Below are 16,995 nucleotides of genomic sequence, written 5' to 3'. Positions count from 1 at the left end.
TAAACACCTCGCTACAGCAGATGTGGGTAGTTGGCTCTGTAGTACTGCATCATGCCTGATATTGCGTCGTTGAAGTATCCAGGGTCCCCATGGTTCGCCTGCCCGATTGCCCGAAGATTCAAGAAGTCCGCTGCGAGAACCTGTCGGAAGCTAAGCCCAGCATCGAGTCGCTTAGTCTTTCTGCCCGCAGGGCCGTACGTGCGGGTCATCTTATGGTCGGCATCCGTCATCATGTGCGCCGCGAAATCTCGATAATTCGGAATGCGCTTCGAGGCGGCCTGCGGAATGTGATTGGGCGTGAGATTGTCCCCCACTCGAGCCCTGCCGTCAAGATCTCCGAAGCGGCCTACTTCATGCTCCTGTACGGCCATCCTCTGGGGTGCACCATTAGCGCAGCGACAGCTATCGGCATGCGTAGCAATTGAACCCCCACAGTTGTGGACGAGGATTGGTACGGCACCTGCCAGCACATAGTACGTGTGGAGGTCTGCGACTGTGAGGTTGTGGACTGTTGCGTGTTCGGCCGGGTGCCGATTGACGGCTGTGATCTGGACGTGCGTCTCGGCGTTGGTCTGGAGCCACTGTCCGGGCTGGAGATCGGTTGCGTCGACCCACTCAGCTGTGTCGACCACCCAGAATGGATGCTTGTCGGTTGCAGTGATGACTTCGGCGCCATTTGCCGTTGCCACGGTGATCTCGACGAGGTTCTTTGAACCCTCGCCGAGGATCGTTGCAGTTACATCCTTGGTGACCCTCTCACCGGTTTCGGGGTCGGTGGCAAGGACCTTCTCGCCCGGTTCGAGTTCCTCAATCGGCTTGCTGGACCCATCGGCCATGAGGACGAGGGTCCCTGAGGCGAAGCTGTTGCCGACGGCACACGACCCACCCTCGCCTCCGAGCTTGGAGCCGATCTTGGAGATCGCGGCGCCAACTCCCTTGCCGATCGCCTTGCCCACGGCTGCGAGAAGGGGGCCAGCGGCAGCGCCTGCTGCACCGCCGGCTGCGCCCCAGAGGGCGCCATTACCCATGTCTCCGAGCACGCCCATGGTGCTGTGGTCGGCATTGGGGTTCATCGCATTGGCGACCGCCGCACCGGCAGCTCCCGCGAGGGCTCCGCAGCCGGCGGCGGCTGCGAATCCGATACCCCCAGTCGCCACGCCTGCTGCACCTGCAGCCGCCAGGCATGCGGTTCCGACCACGATCTCGGTCGTGACCGAGACGATTACGACCTTGTTCTCGTTCCAGAACTTCTTGGCCTGACCGACCCGCTTATCCCAGTTGCACTTTGACCAGAATCCGCACCTATTTCCGGTCTTGCTGGGGCCAGAATTTCCCTTTGGTCCGTCGCCCTTACTATCTCGGACCGGATCAGTGGCGGGGTTGTCAGGGGTGACGTAATCCTTCCCGGGTGTGACAAATGAACACCCGGAGCCATGGGGATCGCGCCCCTGGCAAAGCCCCGTTGGGTCCGAATAGGTGATCGGGTTGCCGTTGGAATAGGTGTAGCCGTTCATCTGCATCGGGTCGGTGATGTCGATGATCGGGTCGACCGAGATGAAGCGGCCCGTGGTGGATTCGTAGTCGCGGGCCCCGATGTGAGTCAGGGCCGTGTTGGTGTCGTCGATGCCCGTGCCGAGGAAAGTGCGGCTGCCGGGCCAGTTGCCGGGATCGGCTCCACGAGGGTTGCCGTACGGGTCGGACTTACGGCGGGTGACCGCCTGGTCGGCCGCCATGTCCACGGAGGTGGTGGCGGTGTTGTGGTGGTCGGCGAGCAGGGACGACAGGTTGTGTCCGGTCGCTTTGCCGTTGGTGCGGCGGACCGTCGTGGGAGCGCCGGGGCTGCTGTAGTAGCGGGTGGCGTCCAGGGCCTGGCCGGCCTTGTTAACGGTGATCTCGGCTTCGCCGAGGTAGAGGGTCCGTGAGGCACCGTTCTCCTCGATCAGTCGGCTTCCGTCAGCGTCATAGACGTACTTGGTCGAGTTGTCGGCGAACTTCCACTGCTGGTTTGTCGCATTGGTGGTGCAGGCCCAGAGAATCAGGTCGGTGCCGTCGGCGTCGTTGCCTCCCGCAACGTCGAGGCACTGGCCGGTCTTCGCGTTGGACAGAGCGCCGTTGCTGGAACTGAATTTCTGGTATTCGTTTGCGCTGTCGCACGCCCGTATGACGGCCTTGCCGCTGTCAACGGTCAGGCACTTCCCCAGAGCCCGTACGGTGCCTTCGGTCAGGCGCCACTGCTGGGCTTTGGTCTCCTTGCAGGACATCAGCTGGACGGCGGTGCCATCCGCGGGATTGCCGTTCTCGACGTCGAGGCACTTGCCGGACAGGCCGGTCACGGCCACCGCACCGATGCCGGGGCTGCTCGCGGAGGTGACCTTGTTGCCGCGGTCCCAGTTCAGGGTCTGGGTGTCGCCGCCTACGGTCCGCTTCGTGGTGTTGCCGGAAGCGTCGTAGGTGTAGGTGGACAGCGAGTTGACCGTGGGGCCACCGGGCTTGCGGGTGGTCTTCTCTGCCTTGGTCAGGGCGTGTGGCTGGGGGCCCTCGTACGTGTAGGTGGTCTCGTCGTCGTTGGCCTTGTCGGTTAGGTCGTGGTCGATGAGTTTGGTGCGGTTGCCGATGGAGTCGAACCCGTACTCCTGCCAGAAGCCGTCACCGTCTGGCCCGGGGGCGACATCGGTGAGCGTCGGGCCGGCGCACGTCTTGCCGGTCCAGGCGTTCGTGAGCTGGCCTATCGGGTTGTACCCGTAGCACTCGCGGTCCGTGGTGCCGTCGCCGCGCGTATCTGCGACCGAGGTGATGTTCCCCGCGACGTCGTACTTGTAGGAGACGTCGCTGATGCGGTTGGGGCCGGGAGTCTCCCGGTCGCTGGTGGACTGGGTCAGCTGTCCGGTGCTCGGGTTGTAGCGGTTCGTGGTCCACAATCGGTTCGGGGCGCTACCGGATGCCGTCTGCAGGACCTGCCCGAAGGGGCTGTAGACGGTTTCGGCGGTGTACCAGTTCAGGCCTGACAGGCTCTGGGGCATGCCGTCGCGGTCGTAGCGGGTGATCAGCTTCTCGGCCGCCAGGCCGCCGGGGGTGGCGGGGACGGTCGTCGACTGGACCTTGCCTGTGCGCGTGTACGTAGTGCTGTATTCGTAGCTGCCGACGAAGCCCTTCGTGATGTCCTTCACCGAGGCCGGAAGCGTGGCCGCGGACGTGTCCGGGATCGTGATGCGTGAACCGGTGGGCCGGTACTCGGCGTCATAGCCGGTGACCTCGGACTTGAACTGGACGCCGTCGACGTAGCGGATGGACGCGACGGGGTTGCCCTTGGCGCCGGTGAGGGTGTCGAAGGTCCAGGACGCGACGAGGGGGCCGGTGGCGGTGTCGTCGTGGAGTTCGGTCGCGCGGCCGAGTGCGTCGTACACGGTGTACTGGGCGCGGCCGCTTGAGTCCTTGGCCCAGATCTGCTGGTCGAGCTTGTCGAAGCCGAAGGTCGACTGGCCGGTGTCGGGGTCGGTGGTGGAGATGGTGCGGCCGCGGGCGTCGTAGCCGTATATCCACTGGTTGCCGACCGCGTCCTTGACCGAGGTCAGCTTGTTCCGCAGGTCGTAGGCGTACTCGGTCTTGTTCCAGGTGGTGCTGCCGATGTCGGTGGACGTGGCGTACTCGACGGCCTTGGTGCGGCCGAGGGCGTCGGTCCAGGTCCGTGCGGTGCGGCTGCCCGAGAGGGGGGCCTTTCCGGCCGGGTCCATGGCGGAGCGGGTGAGAGTCCAGTCGCCCCCGTACTGCGTGGTCGAGGAGTACTGGGCCGCGCCCTGGTGGAGCGTGGTGCTGCGGACCGCTCGACCGCGACCGTCGTAGGCGATTTGAGTGGAGTTGGGGACGCCGGTCACCGACTCCGGCACGAAGATCTTCTCGTCCGGCGCGCCGTCGGCGTGGTAGCCGTTGTCGGTCTGCCGGACGGTTCCGTTAGCGTTGTAGAACGTGTCCGTGATCAGGCGGCCTCCGCCGAGTGCCTCGCCCTGGGTCTGGCGCGGGCGGAGCAGGCCGTCGTAGATCGTATTCGTTTTGGTGTAGGTGCCGTCGTCCTGCAGCGTGCCGCTGGAGACGACCGGGGGCTGGTTCTCCTTGATCTGGTAGCTGAAGCTGAAGGCGGCCTTGTCCGTGCCCGGCTTCTGCGAGGGCGTCCACACCGCAGTGGAGCGGCCCAGCCCGTCGTACTCGGTCGTGACCTTGCGGCCGTTGGCGTCCGTGGTCTCCAGAGGGGTGCCACGACCGGGTTCGATCTTGGTCGTGGTGGTGTGCCCGAGCGCATTGGTACTGGTCGTGGAGAACGCGGGACCTGTGGCCGGGGTATATGCGGTGGTCACCGGATTGCCAGCGGTGTCGAGCACCTTGACGGGGCGGCCGAGGCCGTCGTACTCCGTGCGCGCGGTGGTGATCCAGCTGGTGCCGGCTGCGTCGTTGGTCTCCACCTGCCGGGCGAGCCCCTTGATGGGCGCGGCGCCGAAGGCGTCGAGCGCGTCGTAGGAGGTGCGGGAGGCGGAGATCAGCGCGCCGGTGTCCTTGTGTGCGCAGTCACCGGCGGTGGTCTTGAGGTCGCTCGGCAGGCCGATCAGGTTGTTGGCGGCGTTGTGTACGTAGTACGTGGCCGTACACGTCTGGCCTACGGTCTTCCCGTCGGGTTCGACCGCTTCGATCTGGGCCGTCTTGACGAGGCCGTAGACGTCCTCGTGCTCGTAGAAGGTGCGGTTCATCTGCGTGGCGCCGCCGCTGATCGTCTCGATCGTGTCGGTGCGGGCGGTGCCGGAACGGTACGCCTCCAGGTCGGTGGTGCCCGACCGCTTGCGAGTCGCGGTCTTCTGACTCCAGGGCTCGGTGAGGACGCGCGAGGCGACGCTGCCGCCCGCTTTCTCGTACGTGATGGTCTCGAAGGGCTGCCCCTGATACTGGCGCAGGTCCTTTCCGAAGTCCCGGGTACCCGTGGAGTCCTTGACCGTGATCTCGGCGCGGCTGGCGTCGCCGGACATACCACGGAAGTAGCGGGTCAGGATCTGCGACGCCTCCGCCGCCTGCGAGCCGCCCGGGTCGGACTGAACACCCCGAGTGGTCACGACCTCGGCGTAGCCGCGCCACTGGTTGTAGGTGCGCAGCTCGGGCTTGGTGAACTCGTCGTCGTCCTTGGCCCAGGCAGCGGTGTCGCCCTTGTAGTCGTAGGAGGTGGTGACATCAGGCTGGCGGCCGACGCGGTCCTTCTCGATGACCTTGTCGACCACGTACTTGTTGAACCACTCCAGCGGGGGCTTCTCCAGTTCGCCGTCCGGGGACCAGTGGGCGGGGAAGCAGCGGCTGGTGTTCTTGTCTGGAGCAGGGTGGTCGCGGCCGACAGGGCACGGAGGCGAGTAGTCGATGTATGTCTCGCCTCCGGTCTCGGTGCGGATGGTCTCCACACGCAGTCGGTCGAAGCCCGGCGTCTTGTCGTCGGGGCCTGTAGCCACCCGGTTGGGCATATCGACGGCGTTGGCGATGAAGGAGACGGGCGGAAGGGGGTCGCTGGGGGTGCCGTTCGCGCTGTAGCCGATCCGGGTGATGGACTCCAGCCACAGCGGAGGGTGCGTGTCGGTGCGCTGTTTGGGGAAAGACTGGGTCAGCGACCACTGGTCGACCTTGGACAGCGCGGTGGACCCGGAGGTCCGCTGCGCGTACGAGGTGACGCCGGTGAGTCGCTTGCGGGACCAGAAGGTGGGGGACCCGATGTAGCAGTTTTCGGCGTCCGCTTTGCAGTTCAGGGTGGACGGGGTGTCCCACCAAGCCTGCTTGTCACCGAAGTCCTTGGACTCGAACTGCGCGTCACCGCACTTGACGCCATCTTCTTGCTTGCAGCGCTCCGCGACGGTGAAGTCGACCCGCCCTGCTGGGGCACCCTCGAGGTTGTCGGAGCGCAGGCCGTAGAGGATGCGGACCGGATACCCACCGCGGACATAGCCGACCTTGGCGGAATCCTTCTCCTTGTATGCCTCGTTCCTGGCGTAGCGGTTTGTTTCCTTCGCCCAGTCGATGATCATGGCATTGCCGTGGACGTCCTCGACATAGTCGAGGTTCCAGCGCCATGCCTGCTGGCAGGCGGAGTCCGCGAAGGTGGTTTTGTGGCAGGGCTCCCCGGTGTGGTTGCCGAAGACCGGAACGGTGAACACAGAGTCGGTGCTGCTCCGCCCGTCGTCTCCGTGAGCACCGATCGATTGGCGGCCGAAGTGGTAGCGGCTGCCGTCGCGGGCTGTGACGACCCAGTACTCACCCTCCTGGGCGCCGTTGGTGGCGCCGGTCTTGCGCTCCACCTTGGAACCGTCGTCGGAGGCGGGGATCCACTGCCCGGTGGTGTCGTCGTGAACGAGCTCGGTCGCCGATCCGCCCAGCGACATGACCACGCTGTCGCCGGCCCAGCACAGGTCGGACTTCTTCTTGTCGCTGGCTTTGTCATTGTTCGGTGCGCTCGGCTTGGCCTCGCGGTCATCAGCGCAGGAGCGGAAGCGGCGCTCGATGAAGCCCGGGTTGTAGTCCCAGCCGTCGCCGATCCAAGATGCCTGCCCGTTGGTCACGGACGTCTTGCCGTCCACTGCCTGCGACGAGTACGAGAACGCGATCTGCGGTGCCGGGCCCGCAGGAGGTGCCGGGATATTCAGGGGGTAGGCCCACGAGAACCCGCCGCCACTGCCGCCAGCAGTCCAGGCACCGGTGGGGGACAGAGGGGTGGCCGTGTAGGTGCCGCTGGCGCCGCTGGCACCGTCACTGGTGGCCAGAACCTTGGGCTCACTGGCTCCGCTGCTGAGCGCCATGGTGCGCAGACCCTGCGTGGGGGTGACGGTCGGGTCGACAGTCGCTCGGACGGTCTGGGTCACTGGGTCGTTGCTGGTCGGAACGTCCGTGGGAGTGACGTCGCAGCCCGACGGCCTTGGGACATCGAGGATGCACGCCGGGTACATCTTGAGCCTCAGCCGAGAGGCCCACTCGGTACCGTAGAGGTCCTTGAACTTGGTGTAATCCAGCACCAGATCGGCGGGAGCCGATCCCTCTGCGGGCGGTGTCACCTTGATCAGTGCGCCGCTGAGCCCGAGAGTCCGGGCGGCATCGTCCCTGGCCTCGACCGTCCAGGTTCCAGAAGGAATGGCGGCAGGAGGGCTACTCGGCTGCGTCTGGACCTTGTCGAGGCTGATCGGCAGGTTGCCGACCTGCACAGGCTTGTCCACGATGCCAGGCGTCAACGGGACCGGAACGGGAGCATCGCTCTTCGGCACTGTCTGGTTCGACGGTTCGAACTGCTGCGGCGGCTCGGCCGCCTTGCCGTCCCAGCCCTCGAGCTTGGCCGCCGCGACCTTGTCCAGCTTCGCCTTCAGATCCGGCTGCAGATCGGGAAGCTGGACACCGCTGCGGTTCCCGGGCGGCGCTGCCCATGCCTGGGTGGGCAGCAGGGACGCAACCAGGAGCACGGACAGTGCGATGCCTGTCCGCCCGGCAAGGCGCGCGCGTGTTGCGCGGGCCTTTCTATTTCCGGGCAGGCGGAAATTATGCGCCGAGAACGGCGACATGTGGACCCCCCCACGAGCTGCCGCTGCGGCTATGGCACACGGGCGGCAGGAAACTGACAATGAGCCAGCTGATTCTGCGGCCCATGGAGACGAAAAGCTATGGTTCCCAGATCCTATGTGGGCTTTGTCACCCTACGCTTCCCATATCGCGGGATAACCGGTGCAAACCTGCCCTAAATGCCAATCCAGCGACTTGGTTCCGGAGTGAAGATGTCGGAGGGATGGTTCATGCTCGGCTCGCGCATCCTGTGCGTGAAAGGCGGGCGGGGAGCTCGCCGTTCATCTTTCGGGCGAGCAGCCAACAATGACGCGTGAGTGCCGAGGGTCGCGGAAATCCGCGCCCTGAGGGGGGAGAAGTACAGCCATGTCTGTCAGCGAATCCGTGGACCCGAGTCCACCAACAGCCGCTGAAAGTGGTGCAGTTGTTGTGCCGCCGCGCCCTTGGTTCCGGCGCCGCTGGAGCCTGGGCGGGCTGGCTGCACTGCTAGCGGTCGCCGTCGCGGTACCAGTTGGCGTGCACCTCGGGGCGGGAAGGCCCAAGACGCACGCGACCCGAGACGATGCGAACATCGCCGCACCGCAGGCCCGGCGACTGGCTGACGAGAGCGGCAAGGAAGTCGAGGTCACGGCCGAACGCAGCGCGAACACCACCACCTGGGCGCAACCTGGTGGTTCGTTCCGGAAGAAGGTGTACTCGGCGGCCATCCGGGCGAAAGTGGACGGTCAGTGGAAGCCGATCGACACCCGCCTGGAGCGAGTGGAAGGCGGTTTCGCCGCCAAGGCGGTCAACAGCCGAACCGTCTTCAGCGCCGGCACCAAGCGTGCTTCGCGAGGGGTGACGCGCGCGTCCCTGACCCAGGCGTCGTTGACACAGGACACTCCCGGTACGCCCTGGACCGATCTCGTGCGGATGAATACGGACGGCCACGACCTCGTGGTGAGCTGGCCCGGAGCCCTGCCCGAGCCGGTCATCGACGGACCCCGGGCGCTGTACGAGAACGTCCGCCCCGGCATCGACCTGCTCCTCACGGCCCAGGACGGCGGCTACTCCCACGTCCTGGTGATCAAGGACAAGCAGGCTGCGGCAGACCCCCTGCTGGGTGAGCTGAAGTACCGGCTGGCTTCGCCCGACCTGGCGTTTCAGCTGGATACCGAGTCCGGCGCGGTCAGCGCACGCAACGACACGGGCGAGGAGATAGCTGGCTCCCCGTCCCCGCTGATGTGGGACTCCTCCGGCAAGGTCGCCACCACCGACAATGCGCCGGCCTGGAAGGCGACCGAGGTCGCCGGGCAGCACCCCACCCTGGGGTTGCCCGGGCTGGCGGGCGCGGAGGGCGCCCGCGTAAAGGTCGCAAAGGTCGCTCTGGCCGATGGCGTGCTCTCCCTGATACCGGATGGCTCGCTGCTCAACGCGCCGGAAACCGTCTACCCGGTTTTCGTGGACCCGTCCTTCAAGGGACACAAGCACGCCTGGACCCTGCTGTACAAGACAGAGGGAAACTCCAGCTTCTACAACGGACAGAACTACAACGCGAGCGGCACCAACGAAGCCCGCGTGGGATATGAGTCCACGACAGGCGGCACATCCCGCTCCATCTTCAATTTCGACTTCGGTAGCGAGCTCTACGGCGCAGCCATCAAGTCGGCAGCCGTCTACGCCCTTCAGACGTACTCGTGGTCCTGCGACCGCAAGGCGATGGACATCTACTCGACTCCGTACATCTCCTCGTCGAGTACCTGGAACAACACCAACACCGGGGCCTACTGGAACCGGAAGGTCGCCACTGAGATGGCGGGCTACGGCTACAACAGCTCCTGCCCGGACAACTGGATCGCCCCCGACATCAAGGGACTGGTCACCGACGCCGCGAACAGCGGCTGGGGCGCTCTGTCGCTGGGATTCGCCGCGCCGAACGAGTCGGACTCGTACTACTGGAAGAAGTTCATCGCCAACGGCGAGACCGCCCCGTACCTCGACATCGTCTACAACCACCCGCCGGACATCCCGATCGCGGCAAACATGCAGACCTTCCCCGGCGGCCCGTGCCTGACCAGCGGAGCCGGCACCAGCATCGGCAAGACCAACGTGACCTTCCAGGTCAAGGCGACCGACCGTGACGGCATCGAAACCCTCAAGACCGTGCAGATCGAGGTGTGGGATGCCGCCAGCGGGCAGCAGATCTACAACCAAACACCCACGCCCAACAGCGACGGAGTGGTCACCGCAGAAGTCCCCTGGGACAAGTTCACCTCGGGCCATAAGTACTACTGGCTCTCCCGCACAGTCGACACAGACAACTTGGGATCAACCGGCAGTGGCCCCCTGGACTCCGGCAGCAGCGGCTGGTGCACATTCACGGTCGACCACGTCGCCCCGCCCGCTCCTACCGTCAGCTCCGTCCAGTTCCCGCCGCCCCCCGACTGGAGCGTCGATTACGCCGGGACGAAGGACCAGGCGGTCGACGTTCGTGGCAGCGGCGCCAAGGCCGAGGACATCCGCGAGTACCAGTGGAGCCTGAACCGACCCCTGTTCGACCAGAAGGCCACACCGACCAGCGGTGACCTGGCCACCCTCAAGCTTCAGATCAACACCACGGGCCCCAACACCCTCTACATCCGAACCGTCAGCAAGGCGGGGAACATCTCCCCCCACACCGCATATCTCTTCTACGTCCAACCAAAGCCGGGCCAGGACGGCCCCGGCGATGTCAGCGGCGACCGGCACCCCGACATCCTCGCCATCGACAAGGAAGGCAACCTGCGCACCTACGCCGGCGACGAGAAGGGCGACACCGACGCCTACCTCCCCGGTGCCGTCGACAACGGCGGGCCCGCCCCCGCGGGCTACTGGAAGGACTCCACGACCGGCAAGTCGGCCCTCATCGCCCACTCCACCGACTGGTACCCCGGCGACGGCCTCACCGACCTCGTGGCCCGGATGCCCGACGGCAAGCTGTACGTCTACCCAGGGATCGGCACCGGCCAGTTCGACATCGGCCGCCGTATGGAGGTCCTCCTCCCCGCGGGCGCACCGGACCCCGCAACGTTCCGCCAGATCGTCGCCACCGAGGACGTGACCGGAGACGGCCTCCCGGACTTCTTCGCCCTCGACACGGCCGGCGGCTTCTGGACGTTCTCCGGCTACACGGGATCGAGCTTCCTCTCGTACAAGAAGATGGCCGCCAACTGGGCGCCGCGCGACATCGTCGGCGTACGCGACGTGTCGGGCGACAAGATCCCCGACCTGCTCTTCCGTGACGACGCCAACCACGACCGCGGACTCGTCCTGCGCAAGGGCAAGGCAGGGACGAACGGCGGCGTGGACCTCACTTCACTCGAGTCCGCAGCCAAGTCCGAAGGCGGCGCGGACAGCACCTACGCCACGACCGGCTGGAGCCGCGCCGAGGTCCCCATACTCCTCGGATCACCGGACACCAACGGAGACGGCATCCCGGATGTCTGGTCCGTGGACACCATCGGGAACGAGTGGCTCTTTTGGGGCGGAACGGCCACACTCGGCCCCGCGGCCGGCCGTGACGAAGACGGCTGGAACAGCTTCCTGACCATCGGCTAACCCGACGACACACCAACAGACATACCCACGACGGCGCCTCGGCCAGGCCATCCCGGCCGAGGCGCCGTCACATGCTCGGCCACTCCGTGAAAGCCGCTGCCTCCCCGACAGCTGCCCGCGCCAGAGGCCGCGGCAACGTGCCGGTGCGCGGGCACGCCAGGCTCCGCGGGCGCGGCCCGGCCGGGGGCGGCGCCCGTGGGGGTGGTGGTCGAGCGGGAACGGGCCGCAGTCGCGGAGACGCGGGAGCCGTCGGGAACCGGAGCGCGGGGCAAGGTGGTCAGTGCGCGCAGGACCTGGCCGACCATGCGGCCCGCGAGTTCTGAGGGCGGGCCCCGCTCCCAGGCGGGGTTGTCCCCCAGCCCGGCCTTCAACCGGGCGCGCAGGCCCGTCTCGCCCTCTGGGCCGCGAGCAGGGGCCACGCCCGGGTGGAGACCTGCGAGGGGGAGCCGTCCCCCGGGAACCTCTCAGGTCTCGTATGCGGCACAAGCCATCCCGTGAGAGCGAGGTTGTGCAGTCAGGCGATGCCGAGCATGGCGTGTCGGACCCCGCCGCCCTTGAGCCGTCAGTCGCGGAGGATCTTCCAGGTCTTCATGCGGGCGAAGACGTGCTCGACGCGGGCCCGGACCTGTTTGTGCGATCGATTGTGCTCGCGCTTCCAGCCCGGCAACTCTTCGCCCGGGGTGCGGTGGTGGGGGATGAGGAGGCCGGTGCCCGGATAGCCGCCGTCGGCCATCGTGAGGGTCCTGCCCACGGCGGCCTTCGCGCCAGACTCCTCCCATGCCCGGCAGTCGTTGCGATTGCCGGGCAAAGGCTCACCGACCACAACGACCAGGCGGATATCCGCGTCAATGACGACCTGGTGGTTGGTGGCGTACCGGTAGTTCTTTGACTGTTCAGCGATGCTGTGGTCCCGGGTAGGCACCAGGGTGCCATCGACTACCAGCACGGTGTCCTTGGCGAACCGGCGCCGAGACTGGAATGCGATGAGCGGGCCGAGCTGGTCGATGATGCGGTCGACCGCCGACTTCGAGATGCCAAACAATGGGGCGAGTCGGCGCATCGTCAGGTTCGTGCGCCGGTAAGCGACTACCAACAGCACCCGGTCCTCCAGCGGCAGGCTTCCGCAGGCGTCTGGCCGTCGGTGAGGTCAGCCGGGTGGTGCTCGGTGTTCCACCAAGCCACCCCGTCCAGCAGGGCCTTCACGAAGTCCGGGTACGAGAGCAGATCCTCCACCGGATCTGGGCGGTACGCCTCTACGGGCCGAGCACGACGCGTATAGCCCGGCAGCGAGACCAGCAGCATCTCCTCCACCGCACCGTTCAGGGCCTCGACGGTGCCCTTCCGGTACGGCTTGTACGCCGGCAGATCATCCACCGGAACCGCGAAACACCCAGAGCACGCTCCACCGTCCGGCACAAGAACTCCTTGCCCCGGTCCACACGCACCACCCCGGGCAAGCTGCCGAACGGCCCGTACGGCTCTGTGCGGCTGGTCCCCGAGCGCAACGCGGCCAGGACCGCGTCCCGGGCGGGCTGGTGCGGAGTAACCGCCACCCCCACGATCACCCTCGTCGCGACATCGATGAACCACGTCCCCCACGGACACACCGCAGAGCCCTCGGGCTCCACACGCACCGGGACCCGCTTGTGATCACCCTCCCAACACGCGTTCCGATGCGTCCGCGGGCGCTTGCCGTACACATCGAACCGACGACGGGCCCCTAACCACCACGCAGACCTGCCCGCTCCCCCTTGGATAGGTCGCGTGCCACCACACGCTGCAACGTCGCCAACGACGGCACCGGCTCCCAGTCCCCGGCCGCCCGGGACTCGGAGACCAGCTCCCGATGGACCGCAGCCACGTCCCCGCCCCACACTGCCAAAAGCCCCCGCACGCGAGAGGTGACCGTGAAATGCGGCCGCGGTAAAGGCCCCGTCCGGCTCTCCCTGGGGGCCGCCTCAACCCAACGGCGCACCGTTCGGACCGAAACACCAAGCCCCGACGCCACCAAGCACACATGAGTAGACGTCAACCCACCCCGGGCATCCAACGCCATCAGACGGGCAACCGAACCCTCACGCCCCGACCCGGACAGGATCCGTCACGGTCCCGGTACCGATATCTCGACCGGGCCGACGTCGGTCAGGACGGTTTTCGCGCGGGTTCCGTTGCGGCTGTTACCGCCGTTCTTCCCGGCCGGATCGTGCTTGTCATAGCCGAGGTGATCGGTGATCTCGCCCTCCAGGGCAGACTCCAGCAGCCTCTTCGTCAGCTGCTGGAGCAGCCCGCCCTCACCGGTCAGCTGCAGACCCTCGGACTGGGCCCGGGACACTAGCTAGTCGATCAGCCGGTCGTCCACCGCCCTCGACAGCTTCGGCTCGGACGGCTCGACGGTCTCGCTCTCGGCACGTTCTCACTGGTCATCGGTGCATCTTCCTTGATCGGGAGTTGCACCGAACGATTTACAGTCCCGGACTGACAGCTCATGCAAGATCATCACAGGGGCTGTTAGGCGATCGTTAGGCGCTTGTTGGCCGCTCTCGGAATACTGCTGTCACCGACAAAGCGGCTGGCGCGTTCACGCGCCGGATCCAGAAGGAGAGACCACGTTGAAGAATCGCATAATCGCAAAGTTGGGTGTACTGGTGGCCGTGCCGATGATGGTATGGGCGGGTGCTGTTCCGGCTCACGCGAGCGAAAATATGGTGTATTGGAAGAACTGGGCGACAGGTGGGTGTCTGACCTCCTCCACAGACGGCGGGATCGTCGGCGCCGATGCGAAGGCGCTCTGGCACTGCGGCGGGACCAATACATACACCAGCAACTGGTTCGAGTCCCAGGACAACCTGGAAAGTCCGGACGGCCACTCCTGGACGCTCAAGGACCCGTCCGGCCGATGCCTCACAGCCTGGTATCCCGACCAGAACACCGGCGTGGGCATTGTCTATACGGAACGCTGCTCCAGCCCGGCCAACTGGTACGAGCAGTGGTACGAGGACTGGGATGGCAGCCACTTCCGCCTCAAGAACCGCCAGACCGGGGCCTACCTGGACAGCAACAAGGAGGGTGACGTATACGTCAAGTTCTGGAATGGTGGCAGGAACCAGGCCTGGAGTTGACGGCGCAAAGTCCGGGCTCCCGCTGACGGAAGGGCTGACTCACCCTCGTGACGGCCTTGACGGGATTGGCCTTCCCGGCCCCGGCGGCCCAGAAGTGGTCGAGTTCAGGGCATCACCATCGGGGACGGGACAAGGCCGGGCCGTCGAGAACGAACGCCTGGGAACAAGGACGCCGGTCTGGCATAGCTGGAACGACGGAACATTCCGATTGTCGCTGGAGCCAAGCCCGTCACCGCGCAATTAATCTCGCGGCCGCCAGCCCTGTGCGCTGGCGGCACAGCGGGCTCGCTTGGCTTGCTTATCGGGCGACATTGCACTATCAGATCGAGGGAAAATTTCGTGAATAAGACTATAAGGCGTTTTGGTATCGCCGGCGTGGCTGCTCTGGCAATGCTATTAGCGTCGGGCTCCACCGCCTTCGCTGCAAACCAGGTGTATCCGCTGGCCTTCGCCACGCAAGACTGGGGCTGCGGCACCGAATCACGGTCCAGCACTGTCCACCTAGTACTTCAGTGCGACGGTAACCTGGTCCTGTACCGCAACAGCGACAACCATGCCATGTGGGCTGCGGGAACCGATGTGCTGCCGCAGGCCCCGTCAACCCTCGGTTTCTCCTCCCGCGGCATGCTCTGGCTTCACGCGGGCGACAGTACCGCTTGCGTAATCGTCAAGAACGTCTATGGCGGACGGGCTGTGGTCCAGGACGACGGCAATTTCGTTGTCTACCGTGCCGACGGCACCGCTGCATGGTCTAGCGGCACATACAACAACCGGCAGGGCACCGTCCACGAGTGCGCGTGAAAGTTCAAGCATCGCGGTCAACGCTGCGCTCACCTGGCGGCCGCAGAACATCCGGCACCCTACTGGCCGGACGGTCAGAGGAAAGAGCCATAGTGCGCTGTGGCTGGCGGTCGAAGGAAGGGGACGGCCGGACGCTGTAGCCGCCGGTCGAGCGCCGCGTTGGCACGACGAAGCCCCGCCCGGCGGTCCGATTTCTCGATCATGGCCATGGTTGCCGAAGCATGGTCACCGGCACCTTGGGGAGCTCCCACTGGGCGATTCGGCGTGGCAGGGCGCCGTGGAGGGGTCGAGTGACTCCAGTCCCTTGAGACTGTCGGTGATCACCCGTGTGGTACCGGACTGGCGGGCGAGTGCCAGGGCGCGGGTCCAGCAGTCTCGGGCCGCTTTCAGGTCCCCGAAGTGGGCGTGGGCCCGGGCGGTTGTCTCGAGGGCGTCCGCTGTGGCGGAGTGATCTCCGAGGGTCTCGGCAATGGTGACCGCTTCGCTGAGCGCGATGAGGGCGTCCTGTTGCTGCCCGAGGTGCCGGAGGGTGTCACCGAGGTTGATCAGGGTGGCGACGACCGGCCCGGGGAGGCGGTCGCGCCGGAACTCTTCCAGCACCTGGCGGTAGAGGGGTTCGGCGGCGAGGGCGTTGCCGGCTTTCAGGTGGAGGCCAGCCAGGCCGTGGAGTGCGATCATGTTGTCGCGGCCCTCGACCTGTCGATGCAGCTCGACCGAGTGCTCAGCTGCTTCGAAGGCCTCGTCGAGACGTCCTAGTTCGTCGAGGAGCAGTGCCTTGTTGCGAAGGACTGCAGCAAGACCGCGCATGTTGCCTTCGGCGGTGTGGAGTTCTTCTCCGGCTTTCAGGTGAGTCAGGCAGGCGTCGTGCCGGCCTGCCTTGCCGTGGCTTGCGGCCAGAAGGTTGTGCAAGTCCGCCTCGACCTTGTGCTCCCCGTGGGTTCTGGCAATGGCGAGCGTATCGGTGGCGACGGCCTCCCACTGTCCGTCCCACCAGAAGCTGTTCCCATAGCCGAACAGCATGGTGGCGATCGAGAAGGCGATGTGGGGCATGCCGCAGTCTCCGGCCCGCCGGACAGCATCCCGGATGGCGGGTATCTCATGGCGCAGCCAGGCCAGCGCGTCCTCGGCCAAGGCGAATTCGGGCAGCGGGGCGGAGCTGGAGGGCGGATCGGCCACGCGCGTGCTCTCGTACGGCCAACAGAGCGAGTCGGCGTGGTGGACAGCGGCGGCGTACCAGGAGAGCAGACGGCTGATGGCGGCGGCTCGGGCTTCTGCGGTGTCTTGAGTGTGAGCGAGTTCGCTCGCGTACCCAGCCACCAGATCGTGGAAGCGGTAGGTGTTGGCCTCCGATGACTGCAGCATATGGGCATCGACCAGGACGTCGAGTAGGTCTGCGGTGGCGTCCATCTGCTCGCCGAGTAGGGCTGCGGCGGCTTCCAGGGACAACGGGTGCCCCGGCCATAGGCCAAGACGGCGGAAGGCGCGGGCAGCGTCTACCTCCCTAGGTCGTCCGCCGTCGAGAAGCGCCTGGTAGCTCATCGCGAATACGGCACGCACCGAGGCGTCGTTCGCGGACAGCACCTCGAGTCGGTTTGGAGGGTCGGCCAGTCGGTCGGCGAGGACATGCAGGGGCCAGTTGGGACGGTTCACGATGCGGGCGGCCGCCAGACGCAGCGCCAAGGGCAGGCCGCCGCAGGCGGCCAGGATGCGCTCGACCGCCTGCGGTTCGGCGTCGATCCGGCTCTGGCCGCAGACCGCGGCCAGCAGGTCCTGCCCTTCCGATCCGAGCGGCTCCAAGAAGACGTTGGTGCCGTCGAGGCGGCCTGCAAGGGCACGGCGACTAGGGCTTGTCTCTCAGACCAAACTGGGCCGATTTCAGATCGCAGTGGGCAGGCCCCTTGCCCAGCAGATCTCCAGGGCCCGCGGGTCCGTGCACTGC

6 protein-coding genes and 2 pseudogenes are annotated in these 16,995 nt (G+C 66.2%); 3 read left to right on the top strand and 5 right to left on the bottom strand.

What is annotated here, in order from left to right; all coding sequences use genetic code 11:
* Positions 1–11 precede the first annotated feature (11 nt).
* Complete coding sequence (locus tag ADK52_RS35100; protein WP_078988836.1) at positions 12–7,562, bottom strand: ricin-type beta-trefoil lectin domain protein; 7,551 nt, start codon at positions 7,560–7,562, stop codon at positions 12–14.
* A 427-nt stretch (positions 7,563–7,989) separates the two neighbouring features.
* Here ADK52_RS35100 and ADK52_RS35095 point away from each other — a divergent pair, with 427 nt between their 5' ends.
* Positions 7,990–11,136: a DNRLRE domain-containing protein gene (locus ADK52_RS35095; protein WP_159046101.1), complete on the top strand. Its 3,147-nt coding sequence runs from the start codon at positions 7,990–7,992 to the stop codon at positions 11,134–11,136.
* A gap of 514 nt (positions 11,137–11,650) precedes the next feature.
* Here ADK52_RS35095 and ADK52_RS35090 read toward each other — a convergent pair.
* From ADK52_RS35090 to ADK52_RS45150, 3 genes and pseudogenes are all read right to left on the bottom strand, one after another.
* Positions 11,651–12,256 (bottom strand): annotated as a pseudogene (locus tag ADK52_RS35090) (transposase); the annotation flags it as partial.
* Positions 12,223–12,510, bottom strand: a complete 288-nt coding sequence (locus ADK52_RS35085) for a hypothetical protein (RefSeq protein ID WP_053693906.1) — start codon at positions 12,508–12,510, stop codon at positions 12,223–12,225. The pseudogene ADK52_RS35090 and the gene ADK52_RS35085, both read right to left, overlap by 34 nt.
* Before the next feature lie 693 nt (positions 12,511–13,203).
* Positions 13,204–13,560, bottom strand: a pseudogene (locus tag ADK52_RS45150) (transposase); the annotation flags it as partial.
* Positions 13,561–13,745: 185 nt separating this feature from the next.
* Here ADK52_RS45150 and ADK52_RS35075 point away from each other — a divergent pair.
* Positions 13,746–14,255 (top strand): RICIN domain-containing protein, encoded by a 510-nt coding sequence (locus tag ADK52_RS35075; RefSeq protein WP_159046100.1) that lies wholly within the window; start codon positions 13,746–13,748, stop codon positions 14,253–14,255.
* A gap of 339 nt (positions 14,256–14,594) precedes the next feature.
* Positions 14,595–15,056, top strand: a complete 462-nt coding sequence (locus ADK52_RS43185) for a hypothetical protein (protein WP_199828598.1) — start codon at positions 14,595–14,597, stop codon at positions 15,054–15,056.
* 225 nt (positions 15,057–15,281) lie between these two features.
* Here the strand turns inward: ADK52_RS43185 and ADK52_RS35070 are convergent, their stop codons facing one another.
* Entirely contained in the window at positions 15,282–16,853 is a 1,572-nt protein-coding gene (locus ADK52_RS35070) for a tetratricopeptide repeat protein (RefSeq protein WP_053693904.1), read from the bottom strand.
* Positions 16,854–16,995: the final 142 nt, after the last annotated feature.

It is taken from the genome of Streptomyces sp. WM6372, from assembly GCF_001279655.1.
GTDB lineage: Bacteria > Actinomycetota > Actinomycetes > Streptomycetales > Streptomycetaceae > Streptomyces.
This window is presented reverse-complemented; position numbering and strand designations above follow the sequence as displayed.

What these genes read in the sequence shown, in the direction of transcription:
- ADK52_RS35100 (WP_078988836.1), bottom strand. Translation starts at nt 7,562, where the DNA reads ATGTCGCCGTTCTCGGCGCATAATTTCCGCCTGCCCGGAAATAGAAAG.